Origin of the sequence: Aquimarina aggregata (genome assembly GCF_001632745.1) — a bacterium.
Classification (GTDB): Bacteria; Bacteroidota; Bacteroidia; order Flavobacteriales; family Flavobacteriaceae; genus Aquimarina; species Aquimarina aggregata.
Window position 1 is genome coordinate 158,961 of the sequence record NZ_LQRT01000002.1, and the last position, 20,344, is coordinate 179,304.

Annotated in this window: 18 protein-coding genes; 11 read left to right on the forward strand and 7 right to left on the reverse strand. The window is 32.8% G+C overall.

The features are described 5' to 3' along the window. Positions 1–10 precede the first annotated feature (10 nt). Entirely contained in the window at positions 11–1,885 is a 1,875-nt protein-coding gene (locus tag AWE51_RS02475; RefSeq protein WP_066308991.1) for a sensor histidine kinase, read from the reverse strand. 259 nt (positions 1,886–2,144) lie between these two features. Between AWE51_RS02475 and AWE51_RS02480 the strand changes: the two genes are divergently transcribed. The 11 genes from AWE51_RS02480 to AWE51_RS02530 all read left to right on the forward strand — a co-directional run bounded on the left by AWE51_RS02480 (position 2,145) and on the right by AWE51_RS02530 (position 12,808). Then, on the forward strand, positions 2,145–2,717 hold the full coding sequence (locus tag AWE51_RS02480; RefSeq protein ID WP_157766004.1) for a Crp/Fnr family transcriptional regulator: 573 nt from the start codon (positions 2,145–2,147) through the stop codon (positions 2,715–2,717). A 195-nt stretch (positions 2,718–2,912) separates the two neighbouring features. Continuing rightward, positions 2,913–4,727 carry an acyl-CoA dehydrogenase gene (locus AWE51_RS02485; RefSeq protein ID WP_066308997.1) on the forward strand — a complete coding sequence of 605 codons (1,815 nt, stop codon included), beginning with the start codon at positions 2,913–2,915 and terminating at the stop codon, positions 4,725–4,727. Between the two features lie 52 nt (positions 4,728–4,779). Then, positions 4,780–5,556 (forward strand): SDR family NAD(P)-dependent oxidoreductase, encoded by a 777-nt coding sequence (locus tag AWE51_RS02490; protein WP_066308998.1) that lies wholly within the window; start codon positions 4,780–4,782, stop codon positions 5,554–5,556. Positions 5,557–5,607: 51 nt separating this feature from the next. Continuing rightward, positions 5,608–6,831 (forward strand): acyl-CoA dehydrogenase family protein, encoded by a 1,224-nt coding sequence (locus AWE51_RS02495; protein ID WP_066309005.1) that lies wholly within the window; start codon positions 5,608–5,610, stop codon positions 6,829–6,831. Between the two features lie 78 nt (positions 6,832–6,909). Then, entirely contained in the window at positions 6,910–7,962 is a 1,053-nt protein-coding gene (locus tag AWE51_RS02500; protein ID WP_066310928.1) for a phosphotransferase family protein, read from the forward strand. 20 nt (positions 7,963–7,982) lie between these two features. Further along, entirely contained in the window at positions 7,983–8,618 is a 636-nt protein-coding gene (locus AWE51_RS02505) for a transglutaminase-like domain-containing protein (protein WP_066309008.1), read from the forward strand. A gap of 81 nt (positions 8,619–8,699) precedes the next feature. After that, on the forward strand, positions 8,700–9,455 hold the full coding sequence (locus tag AWE51_RS02510) for an SDR family NAD(P)-dependent oxidoreductase (RefSeq protein ID WP_066309010.1): 756 nt from the start codon (positions 8,700–8,702) through the stop codon (positions 9,453–9,455). Between the two features lie 36 nt (positions 9,456–9,491). Then, a complete protein-coding gene (locus tag AWE51_RS02515) occupies positions 9,492–10,496 on the forward strand; it encodes an NADP-dependent oxidoreductase (RefSeq protein WP_066309013.1) in 1,005 nt (334 codons plus the stop codon). 88 nt (positions 10,497–10,584) lie between these two features. Next, positions 10,585–11,562, forward strand: a complete 978-nt coding sequence (locus AWE51_RS02520) for an NADPH:quinone oxidoreductase family protein (protein ID WP_066309014.1) — start codon at positions 10,585–10,587, stop codon at positions 11,560–11,562. 11 nt (positions 11,563–11,573) lie between these two features. Continuing rightward, positions 11,574–12,311 (forward strand): 3-oxoacyl-ACP reductase FabG, encoded by a 738-nt coding sequence (gene fabG / locus AWE51_RS02525; RefSeq protein ID WP_066309017.1) that lies wholly within the window; start codon positions 11,574–11,576, stop codon positions 12,309–12,311. 32 nt (positions 12,312–12,343) lie between these two features. After that, entirely contained in the window at positions 12,344–12,808 is a 465-nt protein-coding gene (locus AWE51_RS02530; RefSeq protein ID WP_066309018.1) for a MaoC family dehydratase, read from the forward strand. An 84-nt stretch (positions 12,809–12,892) separates the two neighbouring features. On the opposite strand, the gene AWE51_RS02535 is transcribed toward AWE51_RS02530, so the two are convergent. The 6 genes from AWE51_RS02535 to hutH form a co-directional block, all read right to left on the reverse strand. Further along, positions 12,893–13,084, reverse strand: coding sequence for a cold-shock protein (locus AWE51_RS02535; RefSeq protein WP_066309019.1), 192 nt, complete (start codon positions 13,082–13,084; stop codon positions 12,893–12,895). A gap of 213 nt (positions 13,085–13,297) precedes the next feature. Then, a complete protein-coding gene (locus AWE51_RS02540) occupies positions 13,298–13,774 on the reverse strand; it encodes a hypothetical protein (protein WP_066309022.1) in 477 nt (158 codons plus the stop codon). A gap of 656 nt (positions 13,775–14,430) precedes the next feature. Beyond that, positions 14,431–15,381 carry a formimidoylglutamase gene (gene hutG / locus AWE51_RS02545; RefSeq protein ID WP_066309024.1) on the reverse strand — a complete coding sequence of 317 codons (951 nt, stop codon included), beginning with the start codon at positions 15,379–15,381 and terminating at the stop codon, positions 14,431–14,433. A gap of 14 nt (positions 15,382–15,395) precedes the next feature. After that, positions 15,396–17,399 carry a urocanate hydratase gene (locus AWE51_RS02550; protein ID WP_066309026.1) on the reverse strand — a complete coding sequence of 668 codons (2,004 nt, stop codon included), beginning with the start codon at positions 17,397–17,399 and terminating at the stop codon, positions 15,396–15,398. A 51-nt stretch (positions 17,400–17,450) separates the two neighbouring features. Continuing rightward, the gene (gene hutI, locus AWE51_RS02555) at positions 17,451–18,698 is read right to left on the reverse strand and encodes an imidazolonepropionase (RefSeq protein ID WP_066309028.1); all 1,248 of its coding nucleotides are present in this window, start codon (positions 18,696–18,698) and stop codon (positions 17,451–17,453) included. Positions 18,699–18,743: 45 nt separating this feature from the next. Next, a complete protein-coding gene (gene hutH, locus AWE51_RS02560) occupies positions 18,744–20,324 on the reverse strand; it encodes a histidine ammonia-lyase (protein WP_066309029.1) in 1,581 nt (526 codons plus the stop codon). Between the last annotated feature and the right edge of the window lie 20 nt (positions 20,325–20,344).

Genomic DNA, 20,344 nt, shown 5'->3' on the forward strand with positions numbered 1-20,344 from the left:
CTATAAGAGCTTATATAGTGTAAGGTATGGTAAAATAAAATGTAGATCCTTTATTTTCTTCACTTTCGACCCAGATTTTACCATTTAACATTTCTGTATAAGCTTTAGCAATAGAAAGACCTATACCCGCACCCTCTAAGGCATATCGATCTTCAATATCGGCTTGTACAAAACGATCAAAAATGGCATCTTGTCTATTTTGAGGTATACCAATACCCGTATCTTTTATGTAAAACTCTAAAAAATCATTCTTTAGATGATATCCAAAAGATATAGTTCCTTCATTAGTATATTTAATAGCATTTTTCACAAGATTTGTCAATACAGCATTAAATTTTTCTTTATCAGTTTCTACAACAGCTTTTTCTGTAGGTAATCCATTTTCTAATACTAGTGTAATCCCCTTAGTATCTGTTTCTGGTTTAAAGAAGTTATATAAATAATCTGTTTGTTCATTTATGTTTATCTGGTTAGAGAACATACTTACCTGATTAGCTTCGATTTTTGAAATATCAATAATATCCTTAATAATATTAAGCATTCGTGCACCACTTTCTTTTATAAGGTCTAAATATAGATGCTGCTCATCTCCGGTTAATTTGGGCTCTTTTAAAAGTTCTGCTAATCCCAAAACACCATTCATAGGTGTTCTTATCTCATGACTCATGTTTGCAAGAAAAGCAGATTTAAGGCGGTCACTTTCTTCTGCTTTTTCTTTTAAACGATTTAATTCTAATTCATAAAGTTTAATATTAGTAATATCGGTTAGAGTACCTACATAACCTATAATTTGTTTTTTTTCATTGTATTCGGGAATAGCCTGTCCTAATACCCAGATTACGGTCCCGTCATCTCTTAGAAAACGATATTCGGCATCCGAATCTTTTCTTTTTTCAGCATCATCATACCACCCCTTTTTTAATCGTATTCTATCTTCGGGGTGCACAGCATTAAGCCAACCATCATTTAATGCTTCTTCTTGGGTTAATCCAGAAAGGTCACACCATTTTGCATTAACAAAAGTCGTTTTTCCATCAGCTTTAGTCATAAAAACTCCAACTGGGATAAGGTTAGTTAAAGTATGATACCTGTTTTCTGTAAGTTGTACTGCTTTTTCGGCAACTTCAAACTTTTGTTTGTAGGTAAGTGAATAAAAAATATCTTTAAAAGTTAAATAGTTTGTTTGATATACTTCTTTTTCAAAAAACTTTAAATAAATAGTAAATAAAACACTAAAAAAGATTGCCATAAAAACTTTAGCAACTAAACCAGAATAAAGAATAGTACCTACATCTTCAAAATACCAAAAAGAACCAGCAGAAAAAGCTACTGCATCAAAAGCCAATACCAATACCATTGTTATTAAAATTCTAAGAAATAAATGCGAGGTACGTTTGGATATGAATTCATACAGAAAAATAATTAATAAAGAATCTAGATAAAGAATACCTGTGCCGATAAATAGAACAAATACATTGGTGTAGAAGAATTCTGTTGAAATATCAAATGGATTGTAGCTATATGAGCCTTCAATATTTAATCTAAATGATAACAGTAAAAAACATAGTACAATATTGGCTATAACCAATGCATAAATAAGTTTTCGGGCTGTCATTGCATCTTCTTTAATATATATCAATAGCACAGCAAACATCGAAGCAGAAAATAAAACTGTAGATCCTGGTGAAACTAAAAAATGCTCAGAGATTTTAAAATACAAAGTACTTGCTAGAAAAACCTGTATGAACTGAAAAAGCCCAAGAGAAGTAAATAACAAACTTAAACCAAACATTCCTCTTAACCTGAATAGTGTAAGTATCATAGCCCCGGCAATTAAACCTTGTAATAAGAATATTGATATTTGATAAAAGTTTAATGTATCCATATAAATGGTAGCTATAAAGAAAATTGTGCTTACTTTTTAAAGTATAACAGAATTGTAAGTGTTTAGGTTTTTTTAAGTCGTTTAAAGCTACGAACTATTGATAAATTATAATTACGGTTAAACCGTAAATTTATCTATAATTTAGAGCGAATAATTTTTATAAAAAAACATACTAGAAGGTGAGGAGTGTTGTAGATTTATGGTTTACTTTTTGCTAATCGTCAAATATTTTGTTTTTTCGCTAAAAAGATCATATCCCTTGGAAGACTTAAAGAAAAAAATAAGATCCTTTACTAAAGTAAGTGATTCAGATATTGAATTTGGACTTCAGTTTTTCAAAATTAGAAAAATAAAAAAAGGAGAATTATTACTAAAACCTAACCAGTGTATAAATGAATTTTACTTTATGCAAAAGGGGTGTATATCCTATTATACTGTAGAAGAAGGAATAACAAGAGTAATGGAGTTTTTTACTGAAGGCTATTTTTTTACAGATCTATATGCTTTTATTCAAGATATTCCTTCAGAATCATATCTTGAAGCTCTAGAAGATTCTATTATATACACAATTTCAAAATCAGATCAGCAAAAAGTATACGATCATTCTCATCAATTAGAACGTTTTGGAAGATTATCTATGCAGAGAACTTTTGTGATTAATTTTCAAAGAATTAATCAATTAAGAAACCTTTCTAATCAAGAAAGGTACTTACAATTGTTAGAAAAACGCCCTTCATTGTTTCAACGAGTACCACAATACCTAATAGCTTCGTACCTTGGATTGACACCAGTAGGCTTATCCAAAATTAAAAAGAGACTTAGTAAGAGTTAATAATACAAACTAATTCGTTTTTGTTTATTGTGCACAGGTAAGTTGTGTTTAACTATGTAGCTATTGTATGTCTTATTTAAAAATAGTTAATGGTATCTAAATTTCGGCATTTATTAAACTAGTTTAATGAGAATCTATTAAATATTTACGTACTTTATTGAGGTATTATTACTTAATGTTTTAAAACTTCACACAATGGCTGATAAATATATAGATATTGAAACTCTTAAGTACCTTTTGTATGATGTACATCAATTAGAAGAAGTATTGGATGCAGATCGTTTTGTTGATCATGATAAAGAGTCTTTAGAGTTGTTTATAGATGCGGTAAAGGATTTTTCTGATCGAGAATTGTTTCCTTTTATAAAAGAGATGGATGACCATCCTGCCTACTATAAAGATGGTGAGATAATTGTTCATGAGCAAGTTGGGGTAATGATGAAAAAAGGAGGAGAAATGGGATTAATTTCTGGTACTTTTGATTATGATGCTGGTGGATTACAATTACCAATGATGGCATATACTGCATCTGCTTTTATTCAAGATGCTGCAAATAATCACTTACCTGGGTATGCAGGACTTACAATAGGCTCGGCTGAGTTAATTGTACATTTCGGTAATAAGGAACTTAATGACAAATATGTTCCTAAAATGCTTTCAGGTGAATGGGGAGGAACTATGTGTTTAACAGAACCACAAGCAGGTAGTTCACTATCTGATGTGGTAACAAAAGCAATACCTACAGATAGTGAGTATTATAAAATTTCTGGACAAAAAATATTTATTTCTGGAGGTGATCATCAGTACGCAGATAACTTTGTTCATCTTGTATTAGCTAGAATAGAAGGTGCACCTGCAGGTACCAAGGGTATATCTTTATTTGTAGTTCCTAAAAAACGTTTTGACGATAAAGATGATCTTGTTTCTAATGATGTTACTACAGTTGCTGATTTTCAGAAATTAGGACAAAAAGGATATTGTACTACTCACTTGGGATTTGGTGATACAAACGATTGTCATGGCTGGTTGGTAGGAGAAGCTCATCAAGGACTTAAATACATGTTTATGATGATGAATGGTGCTCGAATAGCTGTTGGTAGAGGTGCTGCGGCAATTGCTACTGCAGCGTATCAAGCTTCTTTACAATATGCAAAGGAACGTCCGCAAGGTAGAAAACTTACTAGTACAGGAAAGAAAAATCCAGAACAAGGACAAACCTTAATAATTAACCACCCCGATGTGCGAAGAATGTTGATGCAACAAAAAGTTGTGGCAGAAGGTTCTTTAAGTTTAGTACTATTAGCTTCAAAGTATTTTGATCTTAAGGAAACATTACAAGATAAAGTAGAAATAGAAAAATATAGTTTACTACTCGAATTAATTATTCCTATGGTGAAAACCTATCCTTCAGAGATGGGCGCAGAAGCTGTTTCAAATGGATTACAAGTGTTAGGTGGATATGGTTTTTGTACAGATTTTATTTTACAACAGTATTATAGAGACATTCGAATTTTTCCAATTTATGAAGGTACAACAGGGATACAGTCCCAAGATTTGTTAGGAAGAAAATTGCTTATGGAAAATGGTAAAGCTTTACAGCTCTTAACAGAAGAAGTGATGAAAACTATACAAGATGCATCAAAATATGATGATATACGTTCATATGCTAATAGACTTGGAGAAAAGTTGCAACTAACTCAAAAAGTTATAGGCTCCTTAGTAGCATACGCTAAGAAAGGAGATTTTGAACGTTTTCTTTCTGATGCTACACCTTTTATGGAATTCTTTAGTACAATAACGATGTCTTGGATATGGTTAGAAATTGCTGTTAATGCAAAAAAATCCATCATCTCAGGATCAAAAAATCATTCTGAAGACTTTTATGAAAGTAAAATTCATGCGATGAGGTTTTATTTCAAATATGAACTACCCAAAACTACCGGTCTTGCAGAGATTCTTTTTGATAACGAGGTGCTTACGATTGCTACTGAAAAGGAGTTTCTTGGATAATTTAAAGAATCGGTTTTCTTATTAAATTAAAATTATAACATATTTATCTATAATGAGTAGTATAAAACAATCATTCAACTTAGAAGGAAAAGTTGCTATTGTAACAGGTTCTAGTAAAGGAATAGGAAAAGCTATTGCTCAAGCTTTAGCTGAGCAAGGAGCCAAAGTAGTTATTAGTAGTAGAAATCAGGATGCAGTTGATGAAGTGGCAGAAGAATTTAAAAAAGCGGGTTGGGAAGCTATTGGTATTGCATGTCACATAGGAAAAGCTGAACAAAGAAAAAGTCTTATAGAAAAAACAATAACACTTTTTGGTGGCATAGATATTTTGGTAAATAATGCGGCAATTAACCCTATTTATGGCCCTATTGAGGATGCTGAAGAGAGCGTTTTTGATAAAATAATGGATGTTAATGTAAAAGCACCATGGATGTTATCTAATCTAGTATTGTCTTCAATGAAAGAAAGAGGAGGAGGTAGTATTATTAATATTGCGTCTGTAGAAGCTTTACACCCAGGAGCAGGATTAGGGTTGTATAGTACAAGTAAGGCTGCATTATTGATGTTAACAAAAAACCAAGCAAAAGAATGGGGACAATATGGTATAAGAGCAAATGTTGTTTGTCCCGGGTTGATAAAAACCAAATTTAGTGCTGCGCTCTGGCAAAATGAAAAATTACTTCAAAAAATAGAAAAAACACTACCTACTTCTAGAATGGGAATGCCCGATGAGATGGCAGGGATAGTGTGTTTATTATCTTCAGAAGCAGGTGCATATATGACTGGTGGCGTTTATAATGCCGATGGCGGATATATGATTGCAGGATAAATTATTCATTGATTAGTAAAATCTGTATGAGGTGTTAAAAGTATATAAGAAATGAATTTTGAATACTCAGAAAAAATAATAACCCTTCAAAAAAAAATAAATACCTTTTTTGAGGAACATATATTGCCCATAGAAGACCATGTAACAACATTTAATTACAGCGCAGAAAATAGATGGAAACGTTGGCCAGGAATAGAAGATCTAAAAGAAAAGGCAAAAGAAGCAGAGTTATGGAATCTTTTTTTACATAAGAGTTATGGTGAATTGAGTCCTGGTCTTACAAATCTAGAATATGCTCCATTAGCAGAAATTATGGGGCGAGTATTATGGTCTTCAGAAGTTTTTAATTGTAATGCTCCCGATACTGGAAATATGGAGGTTTTGGCAAAATATGGATCGCCTCTACAACAAGAACAATGGTTAAAACCTTTGATGAATGGTGATATTAGATCAGCTTTTTTAATGACTGAACCTCAAGTAGCTTCGTCTGATGCAACAAATATCGAGACTTCTATAATCAGAGATGGAGACGACTATATCATTAATGGCAGAAAATGGTGGTCCTCTGGAGCAATGGATCCTCATTGTAAAATCGCTATTGTTATGGGTAAAACAGATCCAAATGCCCCAAGACACCAACAACAAAGTATGGTTTTAGTTCCTATGGATACTCCAGGGTTAAAAATAATAAGACCTTTATCAGTTTTTGGTTTTTATGACTCTCCAGAAGGGCATGCAGAAATTGTATTAGAAAATGTAAGGGTGCCTAAAGAAAACTTAATACTAGGAGAAGGCAGAGGTTTTGAAATTGCTCAAGGACGCTTAGGACCAGGACGTATTCATCATTGTATGCGCTTGATAGGCATGTCACAACGTTCTTTAGAATTGATGTCTCAAAGAGCTTCCGAACGTATCGCATTTGGAAAAACATTTAAAGATTATAGTAGTATTCGACAAGAAATAGCTCAGTCTCAGTGTGATATTGAACAAGCAAGATTGTTAACCTTGTCGGCTGCAGATAAAATGGATAAGAAAGGTAATAAAGCCTCTAAAGATTTGATAGCTATGATTAAAATTGTAGCACCTAAAATGGCATTAAATGTCATCGACAGAGCTATACAAATTCATGGTGGAAAAGGAGTAGGACCGGATACCCCATTATCACACTTTTTTGTAGCAGCACGAATGTTACGTTTGGCAGATGGACCAGACGAGGTGCATATGTATCAATTAGGAAAAAGTGTTATTAACGCTTATTCCAAAAATAAAACCTAAGTATCATTGAATTTAATAAGAAATAAAAATTAAAATAACCATTCTATAGTATTGGTTGTTATTCTAGGGCAAGAAATTATGCAAAACGTACGTAAAGGGGAAGAATTAAATGAAAAGAAATTAAAGATATTTCTTCAACGAGAAGGTTTGATTACTAATAGTCTTAGTGATTGGCAGGTTACGCAGTTTACACACGGTTATTCTAATCTCACGTATTTGTTAGAAATAGAGGACAAAGAATATGTGCTGCGTAGACCACCTTTTGGTGCTATAAAAAGAGGGCATGATATGGGAAGAGAATTCAATGTGCAGTCTAATATATATCGGTCATTTCCTAAGGTTCCAAAAATGTATTCTTATACCGAAGACGATACTATACTGGGATGCCCATTTTATATTATGGAAAAAGTAAATGGCATAATTCTTAATGTAAAAGAAGCAAAGAAAAGGACTATAGCTTCATCAGATTTTAAAACTATAGCACATTCGTGGTTAGATACATTTGTAGAGCTGCATGCTATAGATTATAAAGCAGCCGGATTGATAGATTTAGGAAAACCAGAAGGGTATGTAGAACGACAAGTTACCAATTGGGGAAAACAATACCTCAAAGCGGCTACAGAAGATGTGTTAACTGCAAAAAAGGTTATGAGATGGTTGCAAGATAATCAACCGAAGAAATATGATTATAGTTTGGTTCATAATGATTTTAAATATGATAATATTGTCTTTAAAGATGACCAATGGAACGATGTTACTGCTGTTTTAGATTGGGAAATGGCTACTTTAGGAGACCCATTAATGGATCTAGGAACATCATTAGGATACTGGACAATGACTACTGATCATGCGTTCGTACAACAAGGGATTCCTTCACCTACAATCATGGAAGGTAATCCGGGAAGAAGTGAAATAGTAGAACTATACCTACAAAAAAGTGGAAGAAAAGTAAATAATTTAATTTTTTATTACGCTTTTGGATTGTTTAAAATAGCGGTGATAGCACAACAGATTTATTATAGATATAGTAAGAGTTTGACGACTGACCCTCGTTTTGCAGAACTTAATAAAGCTTCAGAGCTACTTTGTAATGTAGCGTTACAAGTTATCCAGACAAAAAAAATAGATTAGAATAATATAATAAGAATAAAATGAATTATTTAACACCAACATATTATTTTGATTATGAAACAGAAGAGATTCAAAAGTTGATCAAAGAATATGATACAACAGAATTGACAGAGAAAGAAAAGGCAATAAAAATATACCTGAAAATAAGAGATGATTGGCGATACGATGCTTATCATATTAACCTTTCTAAAAAGTGTTTTAAAGCTAGTTTTATAGCTAAAAAGTCTAAGGGCCATTGCGTAGATAAATCTATCTTATTAGTTGCTTGCTTAAGAGGATTAGGAATTCCTGCTCGAATTCACCTGGCTAAAGTCAAAAATCATATAGGTGTTGAACGATTAATTCAAAAATTCGGAACAAATGAATTAACACCGCATGGTATGGTTAATGTGTTACTGAATGATCAATGGCTTAAAATATCACCAGCATTTAATAAAGCATTATGTAGAAAGTGTAATGTGGCTCCATTAGACTTTGATGGAGAAAATGACTCTATTTTTCAAGAATATAATAATGAAGGGAATGTTTTTATGGAATATCTAGATGATTATGGTCATTTTAACGATGTTCCTTTTGATTTTATTCTGGAAAACCTAAACGTACATTACCCAGATATTGTTAAACAATTTGAAGGAAAAAAAGAGATTATACTTTAGGTAGTAAAAAAGAATAAAGTAAGACAGTATATAACCAGTAGTATTGTTTAAAACAATAAAATTTTATTTAAAGAATATAAGATGGAAGTAAAAGATAAGATCGTAATTGTCACAGGTGCAGGTTCTGGAATAGGAGCAGCTACAGCAAAACATTTTGCTAAATATAATGCTACTGTTATAGTTTCTGATATAAAAAAACAGAAAGCCCAAACTGTAGTTGAAGAGATTACAAAAGAAGGAGGAAGTGCAGTTGCCATTGAAGCTAACGTAGCCAATTTTGAAGATGTAGAACAACTTATCGCTAAAACGGTAGATCAGTTTGGTAGGTTAGATGTTATAGTTAACAATGCAGGAATTGGACCTAGAAATATGGCTAAAACAGGAGAATATACATTAGAAGATTGGGATAGCGTAATTGCTGTAAATCAAACCGGAGTTTTTTATTGTATGAAATTGGCATTGCAACAAATGATGAAACAAGGTGGGGGAAATATTGTGAATATTGCATCATTGGCAGGGTTAAAAGCTTCGCTTAATAATTTATCATATAGCGCTAGTAAATTTGCAGTAGTTGGTATGACCAAGTCTGCAGCTTTAGAATATGCGACGAAAAATATACGTATTAATGCTGTTTGTCCTGGATATACAGAATCTGCCCTATTAGAAAAACTATTATCAGTAAGACCAGATATGGATCAGATGCTAAAAAGTGTTATCCCAATGAAACGTTATGGACAAGCAGACGAAATAGCAGAGGCAGTGGTTTGGTTGGCATCGGATACTACTAAGTTCATCACGGGGCAAACAATAACTCTAGATGGTGGAACTTCTTTATAATTTTTTTACATATTACACACAATTAAAACAATAAAAATGAATAAACAACTCATATTAAAAAAACGTCCAATAGGCATTCCTGATACTACTACATGGCAATTAGAGTCAAATCCAATCCCAGAACCTAAAGAAGGTGAAGTATTAATTCAACAACATTATATTTCTTTAGACCCTGCAATGCGTGGTTGGATTAATGAAGGGAAATCTTATATAGAACCTGTTCAAATAAATGATGTTATGAGAGCTGGATCAGTAGGGAAAGTAATAAAAGCAAACAATCACCCAAAATTAAAAGAAGGTGATTTTGTAACTGGCTGGGGTGGTGTACAGCAATATAGTGTAACAAATGGAGATAATTGGTATCCTGTAGATCCAAAGCTAGCTCCTTTGCCAATGTATATCGGTACTTTGGGAATGCCAGGGATGACAGCCTATTTTGGGATTCTACAAGTAGGCGAAATTAAAGAAGGTGATGTTGTACTTGTTTCTGGAGCAGCCGGTGCTGTTGGTAGTATTGTAGGGCAAATAGCAAAAATAAAAGGTTGTCGAGTAATAGGCGTTGCAGGTGGAGCAAATAAATGTAAATATATTATTGATGAGTTAGGCTTTGATGGTGCAATTGATTATAAATCTGAAGATATTAATGCAGCACTAAAAAGAGAATGTCCAAAAGGTATCGATGTTTATTTTGATAATGTTGGTGGAGAAATTCTGGATGCTGCTTTGGCTAGACTCCGTATGCATGCACGTATTGTAATTTGTGGAGCTATCTCACAGTATAATAATAAAACTGCAATAAAAGGTCCATCAAATTATCTATCTCTTTTAGTAAATAGAGCCACAATGAAAGGAATGGTAGTTTTAGATTACACTAAAGATTTTGGTAAAGCAGCAATGGAGATGGGAGCTTGGATGGCTCAAGGTAAATTAAAAAGTAAAGAGGATGTTTATGATGGTATCGAAAATTTTCACGAAACATTTTTACGCTTGTTTTCTGGAGATAAAATGGGAAAATTAGTATTAAAGGTGATAGAAGATTAAATCTGCTTAAGATGGGTATTGATGACGTAATTAGGAAGAGTCTTAAAAATGTTAAACCATTTCATACTAAAGAATTATAAGATAATATATGAAAGCAATAGTTTGTAAAGAATTTGGACCACCATCTACTTTGGTTTTAGAAGAGGTAGAAAGTTCTAAACCTAAAGATAATGAGGTTGTAGTACAAGTAAAAGCTTGTGGAGTTAATTTTCCGGATACGCTAATAATCCAAGGATTATATCAGTTTAAACCTCAATTACCTTTTACACCTGGTAGTGATATTGCAGGCATAGTAAAAGAAGTTGGAGAAAAGGTTAATCATGTTAAGCCAGGAGATGAGGTATTTGGTTTTGTAATGCATGGGGGTTATGCACAAGAGGTTGTGGTTCCTGGCAATGCATGTTTTCAAAAGCCACCAATGATGCAATTCCCTATTGCCGCTTCGTTTATGATGGCATATGGGACTTCTTATCACGCTTTAAAAGATAGAGCAAAACTTCAGAAAGGAGAAACATTATTGGTTTTAGGGGCTTCTGGTGGAGTTGGTTTAGCAGCCGTTGAACTTGGTAAACTTATGGGAGCCACAGTCATTGCAGCCGCATCTACAGATGATAAACTACAATTATGTAAATCTTATGGAGCAGACGAAATTATTAATTATACCAAAGAAGATTTAAAAACAAAAGTAAAAGAGTTTACCAAAGGAAAAGGAGTTGATGTAGTATATGATCCTGTTGGTGGTAATTATGCAGAACCAGCTATTAGAAGTATGGCCTGGGAAGGGCGTTATTTGGTAGTTGGGTTTGCAGCCGGAGATATTCCTAAAATACCACTTAATCTGGCCTTGCTTAAAGGTTGTGCAATTGTAGGTGTGTTTTGGGGAAGTTTCGCCATGAAGACCCCTAAGAAAAATATGGAAAATACAATGGAATTAATGCAATGGTATGGAAAAGGAAAACTTAAACCCCATATTCATAAAATATATCCATTAGCAGATGCTTCAGTTGCTTTAGAAGATATTGCAAGTAGAAAAGTAAAAGGTAAAGCGGTTATACAATGTTCCTAAAAAAATAAACAATGAGATTAAAAGATAAAGTAGCTATTGTAACAGGAGGTTCCCGAGGAATAGGTAAAGCTGTTTCAGAATTATTTGCTCATGAAGGAGCTATTGTGATTATTTGGGATGTATTGCCAGAAGGGCAAAGTGTTGCCGATACTATTGTAAAAAAAGGTCAACGTGCAGAGTTTACTAATATTTCAGTGACGGATAAAGTTGCAATAGATGCAGAAGCACAGAGAATTAATGATACGTATGGTAAAATAGATATATTGATTAATAATGCAGGTATTACAAAAGATAGAACTTTGCATAAAATGAGCGAAGAAGAATGGGATGCCGTAGTCGATGTAAATCTTAAAGGTGTTTTTCTTTGTACCCAAGTTGTTTCGCAATACATGAAGGAAAAAGGCTATGGTCGTATCGTATCTGCTGCATCAAATGTAGGTCTAAGAGGAAATTTTGGACAAACTAATTATGCAGCTACTAAAGCCGGCGTTATTGCAATGTCCAAAACGTGGACGGTAGAGTTAGGTAAATATGGTATTACAGCTAATGCACTAGCTCCGGGATTTACGCTTACCGAGATGACAGAACAGATTCCTCAAGAGCATTTGGATGGAATTAAAAATCAAATACCTCTTAAGAAAGCTGCTAAACCAATAGATATAGCCTACGGTTATTTATACTTAGCGTCTGATGAAGCGTCTTTTGTTTCTGGAATTTGTTTAACAATAGACGGGGGTGTATCAAGGTAATTTTAAGGAAATAAAAATTTTATTTATATACTATGGATAAGTTAATATGTAAAAATTTTTCTGAATTTAGAGCAAACGAAGGGCAATCACTTCCTACAGGAAATTGGTTATTAGTAACTCAGAAAATGATTGATGCTTTTGCCGAAGCAACACTAGATTTTCAATGGGTTCATGTGGATCACGAAAGAATAAAGAAAGAATCACCATTTAAAAAACCAATAGCGCATGGTTTTTTGTCAGTATCCTTACTTTCTAAAATGCTTATGGATTTAATTGTTGTCGATAGTATGACGATGGGGGTGAATTATGGATTAAACAAAGTAAGGTTTCCAAACCCCGTATTAGTAGATAGTAAAGTGCGTTTACATAGCAGTATTGCTAAAATAGAAGAATATGGTAAAAATGGATTGAAAATCACTTGGAATTGTTCTGTTGAAATTGAAAACACAGAAAAACCAGCCTGTGTCGCAGAATTTGTTTCATTAATGTTTGAATAGTATAAAAGTCAAAATTTATTAAAATAAAAAGCCTATACTAAAGTGTATAGGCTTTATGCTTTAAAAAAAATTAAATAGTATATATTAAATTACTTTTACATTTACTGCGTTTAATCCTTTTCGTCCTTCTTGTAAATCAAACTCTACTGCGTCGCCTTCGCGAATCTCGTCAATTAATCCAGAGATGTGTACAAAATGTTCTTTGTTCGAATCTTCTTCAGTGATAAATCCAAAACCTTTGGAGTCATTGAAGAATTTTACTGTTCCTTTGCTCATTGTTATAATTTAAATTAGTTAATAAAACCTAAAGATAAAACCAAATATTTAATTCAACATCATCAATAGCTTTTACTTGTTGTCTAAACACAAAATTTAAGTGTTTATTACAAGTAAATGTATAAAAAAATATTAATTAATCAATTAAAAATTAATTTATTGAGACGAATTAGATAGATATTTACTGTAATTAGATGATAAGGAAAAACGATTTTAACTCGGAAGCTTTTCCAATTCTTGATAGTAATCAAATTGTAAATCTTCGTGTAAAGTTGTTATTTTCTTTTTTAATGCTGTTAGTTCTCTAAAATAAATATTTTTTAAAACAGAGTTATTGTTTATGTAAGGTCTGTAATGAATTAATGTATCACAAAAAAAGAGAAGTAATTCGACCTCTGTTTCTTTACTAGATGAATACCTAATATGTTTTTTAATATTTCTTAAAATTTTTCGGACACTCTTTTTTATATAATGATAAGATGTGGTGTTTATAAGTTTAAACTGCTCATCAATTTCTTGTTTTACGCTTTGAATGTAACCTTCTTCATCTGTTGCCTCAAATAATAAATACGTAAGCAATTCTTTATTTTCTTTTTTAAAACGTGATAAACGAAGACATAATGCCATTAATTCTTCGTGTGAACTATGTTCTAGTTCTTTTTTTAATTCTCTTACGGTAGCAGTTTTCATAAGGTGCAATGTAGTAAGAATAGCTTATTTGTTATTGTAGATTGTATTTAAAATGTATGATTTTCTCAACCCGTACTTATCATCAATAATTTCACTTTTATATATCAGGCAAAGATGTATTGGATATTTTATGGAAGTACGAAGACCTTTTCTGGATTATTTTTAACGAAAATTGAGTTATTAACAATTAAAGTAGGTTTTTACGTGTTAAATATTCATAATAATGTATAAAATATCCATTATATCGTGAAAATAATACTTTTAAACAAATTATTAACAAATAATAAACATTTTATTTGTTTTATTGTTGATAAGTTGTTAATTTGCTGCAACTTAATTTTAAATCCCACAATCATGAATAATTTATACTCCATGTTCGGACTTAATTTCGCAGGCTTTGTGAATTTTATGAAACAACTACCTAAAGCATCTAGTTATGCAATTCGTAAATAATAATACCAATAGATTTTTCTTGAATAAACTCGTAGTACTTTGTTTTGGCACTATTTTCAAGAATGATTAGAATATCTTGAGTTTGTGTTTTTGCCCTTAAGCCCTTCATTTTCTATTTGAAGGGTATTTTTTTTGAAAAAAGAAACTATATGAAAGCTTAAATAGTAGGAAAGATCAAGAAATACCTTTTTACTTCAAAGTATTTATATAAAAGATATGATATTGTAGATTAATCTAGCAGCAAGTTTTGCTGTACAATTGTCAATATCATATTTGGGATTAAGTTCTACGATATCAACACTAATTAGTTTATTGGATTTACAAACGGTGTGTATAGAATCCATTGCAATATCTACCAGAAAACCAGTAGGAGAAGGAGCACTAACGCCAGGTGCTACAGAAGATGAAAAACCGTCTAGATCAATAGTCAAGTATAGGTAATCAACTGATTCGATAAATTTTTTAAGTATTAAATCTATCTCCTTTTTATTTCCAATAGTAAATTCAGTATTCTCAACATATTGTACATTTAGAATATTAGCAGTTTTATATAACTCTTTATTGTTTGCAGCTTTTTGTATACCAAGACAGAGGTAATTAAAATTATTAGTTTCACTAGCTATTTGATAAAATGGAGTGCCAGAGTTTGCCGAGTTGACTTTTTTTCTAAGATCAAAATGTGCATCTAAATTTATGATTCCTATCGTTTGATGAGGTAATTGTCTTTTTATACCAGAATAATGGGCATAAGCGAGGTCGTGCCCACCACCTAAAATAATAGGGAAAATTTGATGCTTCAATAAATTTGCTATTGTTATTGATGTTTCTTGTTGAGTTTTTTCAAGATCTCCTGTAGGGCAAATAATATTACCAACATCCAAAAGTTCTACTTGATCAGTAAAATGATTTGCAAGAGGAGCCAACATTTTTCTAATCATATCTGGACCTTTAAAAGCGCCAATTCTACCTTGATTTCTTAGAACTCCTTCATCACACTGATATCCTAAAAAAGCAAATGTTTTTTCTTTCGAAATTTTGAGAGGTTTTATATCAAGAGGGATACATTGGATTTTTTCATGTAAATACATCTTGTCTTTAGAAATTCTACCTGTCCATAACTTTGTATTTGGTTTTTGATAATTTTCTATTTTCATAAGAGTATATCAAGTTAATTAAATAACCGATCTAAAATAACAGTATTCACTTCTTTAGGAATAGTTACTTTCAATTCTGGTGTACGTTGCATTTCTCTTTTAATAGCGAATAGGGCCTCTTTGTTTCTAGCCCAACTTCTTCTTGCTATTCCATTATTTACATCATAAAATAACATTTGTTTTAACCGTTCAGAAGCTTCTTTAGAACCATCTAATACTAACCCAAAACCACCATTTATTACTTCTCCCCAACCAACACCGCCACCATTATGAATAGAGACCCATGTTGCGCCTCTAAAGCTATCGCCAATCACATTATGAATTGCCATATCTGCAGTAAATTTACTGCCATCATAAATATTACTTGTTTCGCGATAAGGAGAATCTGTACCACTTACATCATGGTGATCTCTACCCAAAACTATAGGTTTTGAGATCAACCCCTCTTTTATAGCGTTGTTAAAAGCTAATGCGATTTTAACTCTACCTTCTGCATCTGCGTATAAAATACGCGCTTGTGAACCAACAACAAGTTTATTTTGTTTTGCTTCTTTTATCCATGTGATATTATCTTGCATTTGTTGCTGAATCTCTTTTGGAGCGTCCATTTTAATAGACAGCATAACATCTAAAGCAATCTGATCGGTTGTATCTAGATCTTCAGCTTTTCCCGAGGTACATACCCATCTAAATGGCCCAAATCCATAATCAAAGCACATAGGCCCTAAAATATCTTGTACATAAGAAGGGTATTTAAAATCAATTTTATTTTTAGCCATTATTTCTGCTCCAGCTCTTGAAGCTTCTAATAAAAAGGCGTTTCCGTAATCGAAAAAATAGGTACCTTTAGAAGTATGTTTATTAATTGCAGTAGCATGTCGGCGTAATGATTTTTGAACTTCTAATTTGAATTTTTCAGGTTCATTACTTATCATCGTATTGGCTTGTTCATAACTTAAGCTAGCTGGATAATATCCTCCAGACCATGGGTTATGTAAAGAGGTTTGATCAGATCCAATATTTATATAAATATTCTCATCATAAAATCGTTCCCAGACGTCTACAATATTTCCTTGATATGCTATAGATACTATTTCCTTTTGGCTTACAGCTTTTTTTACTCTGCTTACTAAAATATTTAAATCTCTAATGATTTCATCTACCCATCCTTGTTCATAACGTTTTTGTGCAGCTTTAGGATTTACTTCTGCGCATATGGTAATACAACCAGCTATATTTCCTGCTTTTGGTTGCGCACCACTCATTCCTCCCAAACCTGATGTTAAAAATATTTTACCAGCGCATGATTCATCCGTTTGTAATGTTTTTCTAAATGCATTCATTACTGTTATAGTAGTTCCATGCACTATACCTTGTGGTCCAATGTACATATAGCTTCCTGCTGTCATTTGTCCATACTGTGTAACACCTAGTGCATTATATTTTTCCCAATCATCGGGAGAAGAGTAATTTGGAATCATCATACCATTTGTGACTACCACTCTTGGTGCATCTTTTGAAGATGGAAATACGCCCATAGGATGCCCTGAATAGATATGTAAAGTTTGTTTTTCTGTCATTGTGGCAAGATATTTCATGGTAATACTATACTGTGCCCAATTTTGAAAAACGCTACCATTACCTCCATATGTAATTAATTCATATGGATGCTGTGCAACTGCAGGATCTAAATTATTTTGTATCATTAGCATAATCCCTGCTGCTTGTACGGTATTTGAAGGATATTCGTCTATTGGACGTGCATACATTTCGTATGTGGGCATAAAACGATACATATATATGCGCCCTAATACATTTAACTCTTCCAAAAACTCTTCAGCAAGTTCTTTATGCCATTCTTCAGGAAAATAACGAAGCGCATTTCTAAGAGCAAGTTTTTTTTCGTCTTTTGAAAGAATTTGTTTCCGTTTTGGAGCACGACTTATATCAGGGTTTAATGCTTTTTTTGGAGGTAATTTTTCGGGGATACCCTGTAGTATTTGTTCTTTAAAAGTCATATTTTAATTTATAGTACTTGAGTAGATGTATAAAAGAGTTACAAGTTTTAGTTAACTGGTATAAATCAGGTTTCCTTGTTTCCATATTTGTGAAGGAACTAGCTTACCTTGATGATAAAAGATTTCATTATAATGATCTGTTTTGAAAAGGTTAAAATCTGCTAACATTCCAGGCATTAATCGGCCTCTGTCTTGAAGGTTGAGAGCTGCCGCTGCTCTGTAGGTTATACCTGCTAATACCTCTGTGTTTGATAACTTTTCAAAAGTACCTAAAATACATGCTTGTGTGAGCAGGTCTCCCATTGGAGCTGAACCAGGATTCCAATCACTAGCTATAGCCAACGCTCCTCCCGAATCTAAGATTTTTCTTGCAGGAGTAAAACTGCATCCCAATCCAATTGATGCACCAGGCAAAGCAATAGAAACGACATTGCTATTGGCTAACATTTTTACCTCGTTATCTGTACTAGCTTCTAAATGATCCGCACTTATGGCATTCATTTTAACTGCAATTTCACTACCTCCTGTACTAAATTGATCTGCGTGTACCGTAATATCAAATCCCATTGATTTTGCTTTTTCAAAATAGGGAAGTATGTTAGAAGGGGAGAAAGCGCTTTGCTCTATAAACGCATCTATCCGATTTGTTAGTTTTTCTTCTTGAAGAATAGGAAATAGAGTAGTGCTTATGTGATCCAAATATGTTTCATGATCTCCCTCAAAATCTTTTGGTAACATATGCCCTGCAAGGCATGTAGCGATAAGATCTGCTTCAGTGTTTCTTTCAGCTTCTTTTATGGCTCTTAACATTTTTAACTCCTCAGGAACAGATAACCCATAACCACTTTTAACTTCTATGGTTGTGACCCCGTTTTTTAAATGCGTATTTGCTCTTTTTACAATGCCATACATTAACTCTTGCTGTTCTGCTTTTCTAGTTTGGGTTACTGTATCCCATATTCCGCCACCTGCTTGCGCTATTTCTAGGTATGATTTGCCAGAATTTCTCATGGCATAATCTTTTGCTCTCGAACCACAATAACAAATATGAGTATGAGCATCTATAAAACCAGGCAGACAAACATAATTTGCTTTTAATTCTATAATCTCTAAATCAAGAGCTTTGTAATTGTTTAATAAATCCGAATACGTCTCGATATTCTTAATATTCCCATCTTCTATTAGAATTCCTGCATTTTCTAAAATATGTAAATTCTCATCTTTGAGAGCACCTTTTATTGGTAATTCTCTCATCGATATAAGTTGTGAAATTGGACCTATTAATTTGTATTTAGACATATCAGTTATTGTATTTATTCCTAATCTCTTTATTAAAGAGTTCTTTTAATATACCTCAAATTCATTAGAAAATTCTGTTTCAACAGAAATATTTTTTTCTTTAGATATTTGATTTACAATGGTTATGATGGTTTTATTCTTGATGATATTAATTCCTTCTTCGATATCATGAGCAAATACTCTGTCTTTATCTGCAAAAGCTACTTTAGTTCTAATAGCTTTATGTATTTCATCTACAATAACTCCTGATTTTAAAGGTTTTCTAAATTCAAAAGCTTGAGATGCGGTTAATAATTCTATAGCTAGTATTTTCTCAAGATTCTCAATAACTTTTATAGCTTTTCGCCCACCTATTGATCCCATGCTTACATGATCTTCTTGACCTAAAGATGTGGGTATACTATCAGCACTAGAAGGAAAACATAATCCTTTATTTTCACTTGCTAAAGCTGCTGTAGTATATTGCAATATCATGTATCCGGAGTTAATACCGGTATCTTTCATTAATAGTTTAGGAACTCCAGGAGAATTACCCTCTAAGGCAAGATATATCCTTCGGTCTGAAATGTTACCAAGTTCAGAAGCAGCTAGACAAGCATAATCTATTGCCATAGCAAGGGGTTGCCCGTGAAAACTTCCTCCACTAATAGTAAGTTCTTCATTAATAATTATAGGATTATCAGTGACAGAGTTTAGCTCTACTTCAAGAAGTTCTTTTAGATGTAACCACGCATTTCTTGATGCTCCATGAACTTGTGGCATGCATCTTAATGAATATGGATCCTGAACTCGATCACAATCTACATGGTCTTCCATAATTTCAGAACCTTTTAATAACGATTTGATTCTAGAAGCAACATGTATATTGCCCTTAAAAGGGCGTAAATTATGTAATTCTCTATAAAACGGTTTTACAGAGCCTTGAAGACCTTCTATCATCATTGCACCAATAATATCGGCTTGAGAGAGGCAGTTATGAAGTTTTGAGACAATTTGGACTGCATGAGCAGCAATAAACTGAGTTCCGTTAATAAGAGCTAAACCTTCTTTTGGCCCAAGGTCAAGAGGTGATAGCCCCGTAGTCTTAAATAACTCTTTAGTAGTAATTATTTTTTTATGGTATACCACTTTTCCTAAACCAATTAATGGCAGGAATAAGTGCGATAAAGGAGCTAAATCTCCTGATGCACCAACCGATCCTTGACTTGGAACTATAGGAATGGCATCATTATCAATATGCCAAAGAATTCTATCTAATGTTTTTTCTGAAATACCAGAATATCCTTTAGATAACGATTGCATTTTTAAAATCATCATAAGTTTAGCGATCTCATTATCTACAGGATCACCAACACCAACACTATGACTTTTAAGAATGTTGTTTTGTAAAATTTTTGTTTCTTCTTTAGAAATTTTAGTGGTACAAAGGGGGCCAAATCCGGTATTAATCCCGTAAACAGGATGTCCTTTATCTACAATATTCTCAACAACCTTTCTGCTTTCTTTTATTTTCTCTCTTGAAATTTTTGAAATAATACCTTTTGTTTCTCCTTTAGCTATTTTAAGAGCTATCCCTGCTGTTAAATAATCTTCTCCGTATAAAAAATGATCGGCCATATTAGACATTGTTTCAGTGCGAAATTTTA

What these genes read in the sequence shown, in the direction of transcription:
- AWE51_RS02475 (WP_066308991.1), bottom strand. Translation starts at nt 1,885, where the DNA reads ATGGATACATTAAACTTTTATCAAATATCAATATTCTTATTACAAGGT.
- AWE51_RS02485 (WP_066308997.1), top strand. Translation starts at nt 2,913, where the DNA reads ATGGCTGATAAATATATAGATATTGAAACTCTTAAGTACCTTTTGTAT.
- AWE51_RS02490 (WP_066308998.1), top strand. Translation starts at nt 4,780, where the DNA reads ATGAGTAGTATAAAACAATCATTCAACTTAGAAGGAAAAGTTGCTATT.
- AWE51_RS02495 (WP_066309005.1), top strand. Translation starts at nt 5,608, where the DNA reads ATGAATTTTGAATACTCAGAAAAAATAATAACCCTTCAAAAAAAAATA.
- AWE51_RS02500 (WP_066310928.1), top strand. Translation starts at nt 6,910, where the DNA reads ATGCAAAACGTACGTAAAGGGGAAGAATTAAATGAAAAGAAATTAAAG.
- AWE51_RS02505 (WP_066309008.1), top strand. Translation starts at nt 7,983, where the DNA reads ATGAATTATTTAACACCAACATATTATTTTGATTATGAAACAGAAGAG.
- AWE51_RS02510 (WP_066309010.1), top strand. Translation starts at nt 8,700, where the DNA reads ATGGAAGTAAAAGATAAGATCGTAATTGTCACAGGTGCAGGTTCTGGA.
- AWE51_RS02515 (WP_066309013.1), top strand. Translation starts at nt 9,492, where the DNA reads ATGAATAAACAACTCATATTAAAAAAACGTCCAATAGGCATTCCTGAT.
- AWE51_RS02520 (WP_066309014.1), top strand. Translation starts at nt 10,585, where the DNA reads ATGAAAGCAATAGTTTGTAAAGAATTTGGACCACCATCTACTTTGGTT.
- fabG (WP_066309017.1), top strand. Translation starts at nt 11,574, where the DNA reads ATGAGATTAAAAGATAAAGTAGCTATTGTAACAGGAGGTTCCCGAGGA.
- AWE51_RS02530 (WP_066309018.1), top strand. Translation starts at nt 12,344, where the DNA reads ATGGATAAGTTAATATGTAAAAATTTTTCTGAATTTAGAGCAAACGAA.
- AWE51_RS02535 (WP_066309019.1), bottom strand. Translation starts at nt 13,084, where the DNA reads ATGAGCAAAGGAACAGTAAAATTCTTCAATGACTCCAAAGGTTTTGGA.
- AWE51_RS02540 (WP_066309022.1), bottom strand. Translation starts at nt 13,774, where the DNA reads ATGAAAACTGCTACCGTAAGAGAATTAAAAAAAGAACTAGAACATAGT.
- hutG (WP_066309024.1), bottom strand. Translation starts at nt 15,381, where the DNA reads ATGAAAATAGAAAATTATCAAAAACCAAATACAAAGTTATGGACAGGT.
- AWE51_RS02550 (WP_066309026.1), bottom strand. Translation starts at nt 17,399, where the DNA reads ATGACTTTTAAAGAACAAATACTACAGGGTATCCCCGAAAAATTACCT.
- hutI (WP_066309028.1), bottom strand. Translation starts at nt 18,698, where the DNA reads ATGTCTAAATACAAATTAATAGGTCCAATTTCACAACTTATATCGATG.
- hutH (WP_066309029.1), bottom strand. Translation starts at nt 20,324, where the DNA reads ATGTCTAATATGGCCGATCATTTTTTATACGGAGAAGATTATTTAACA.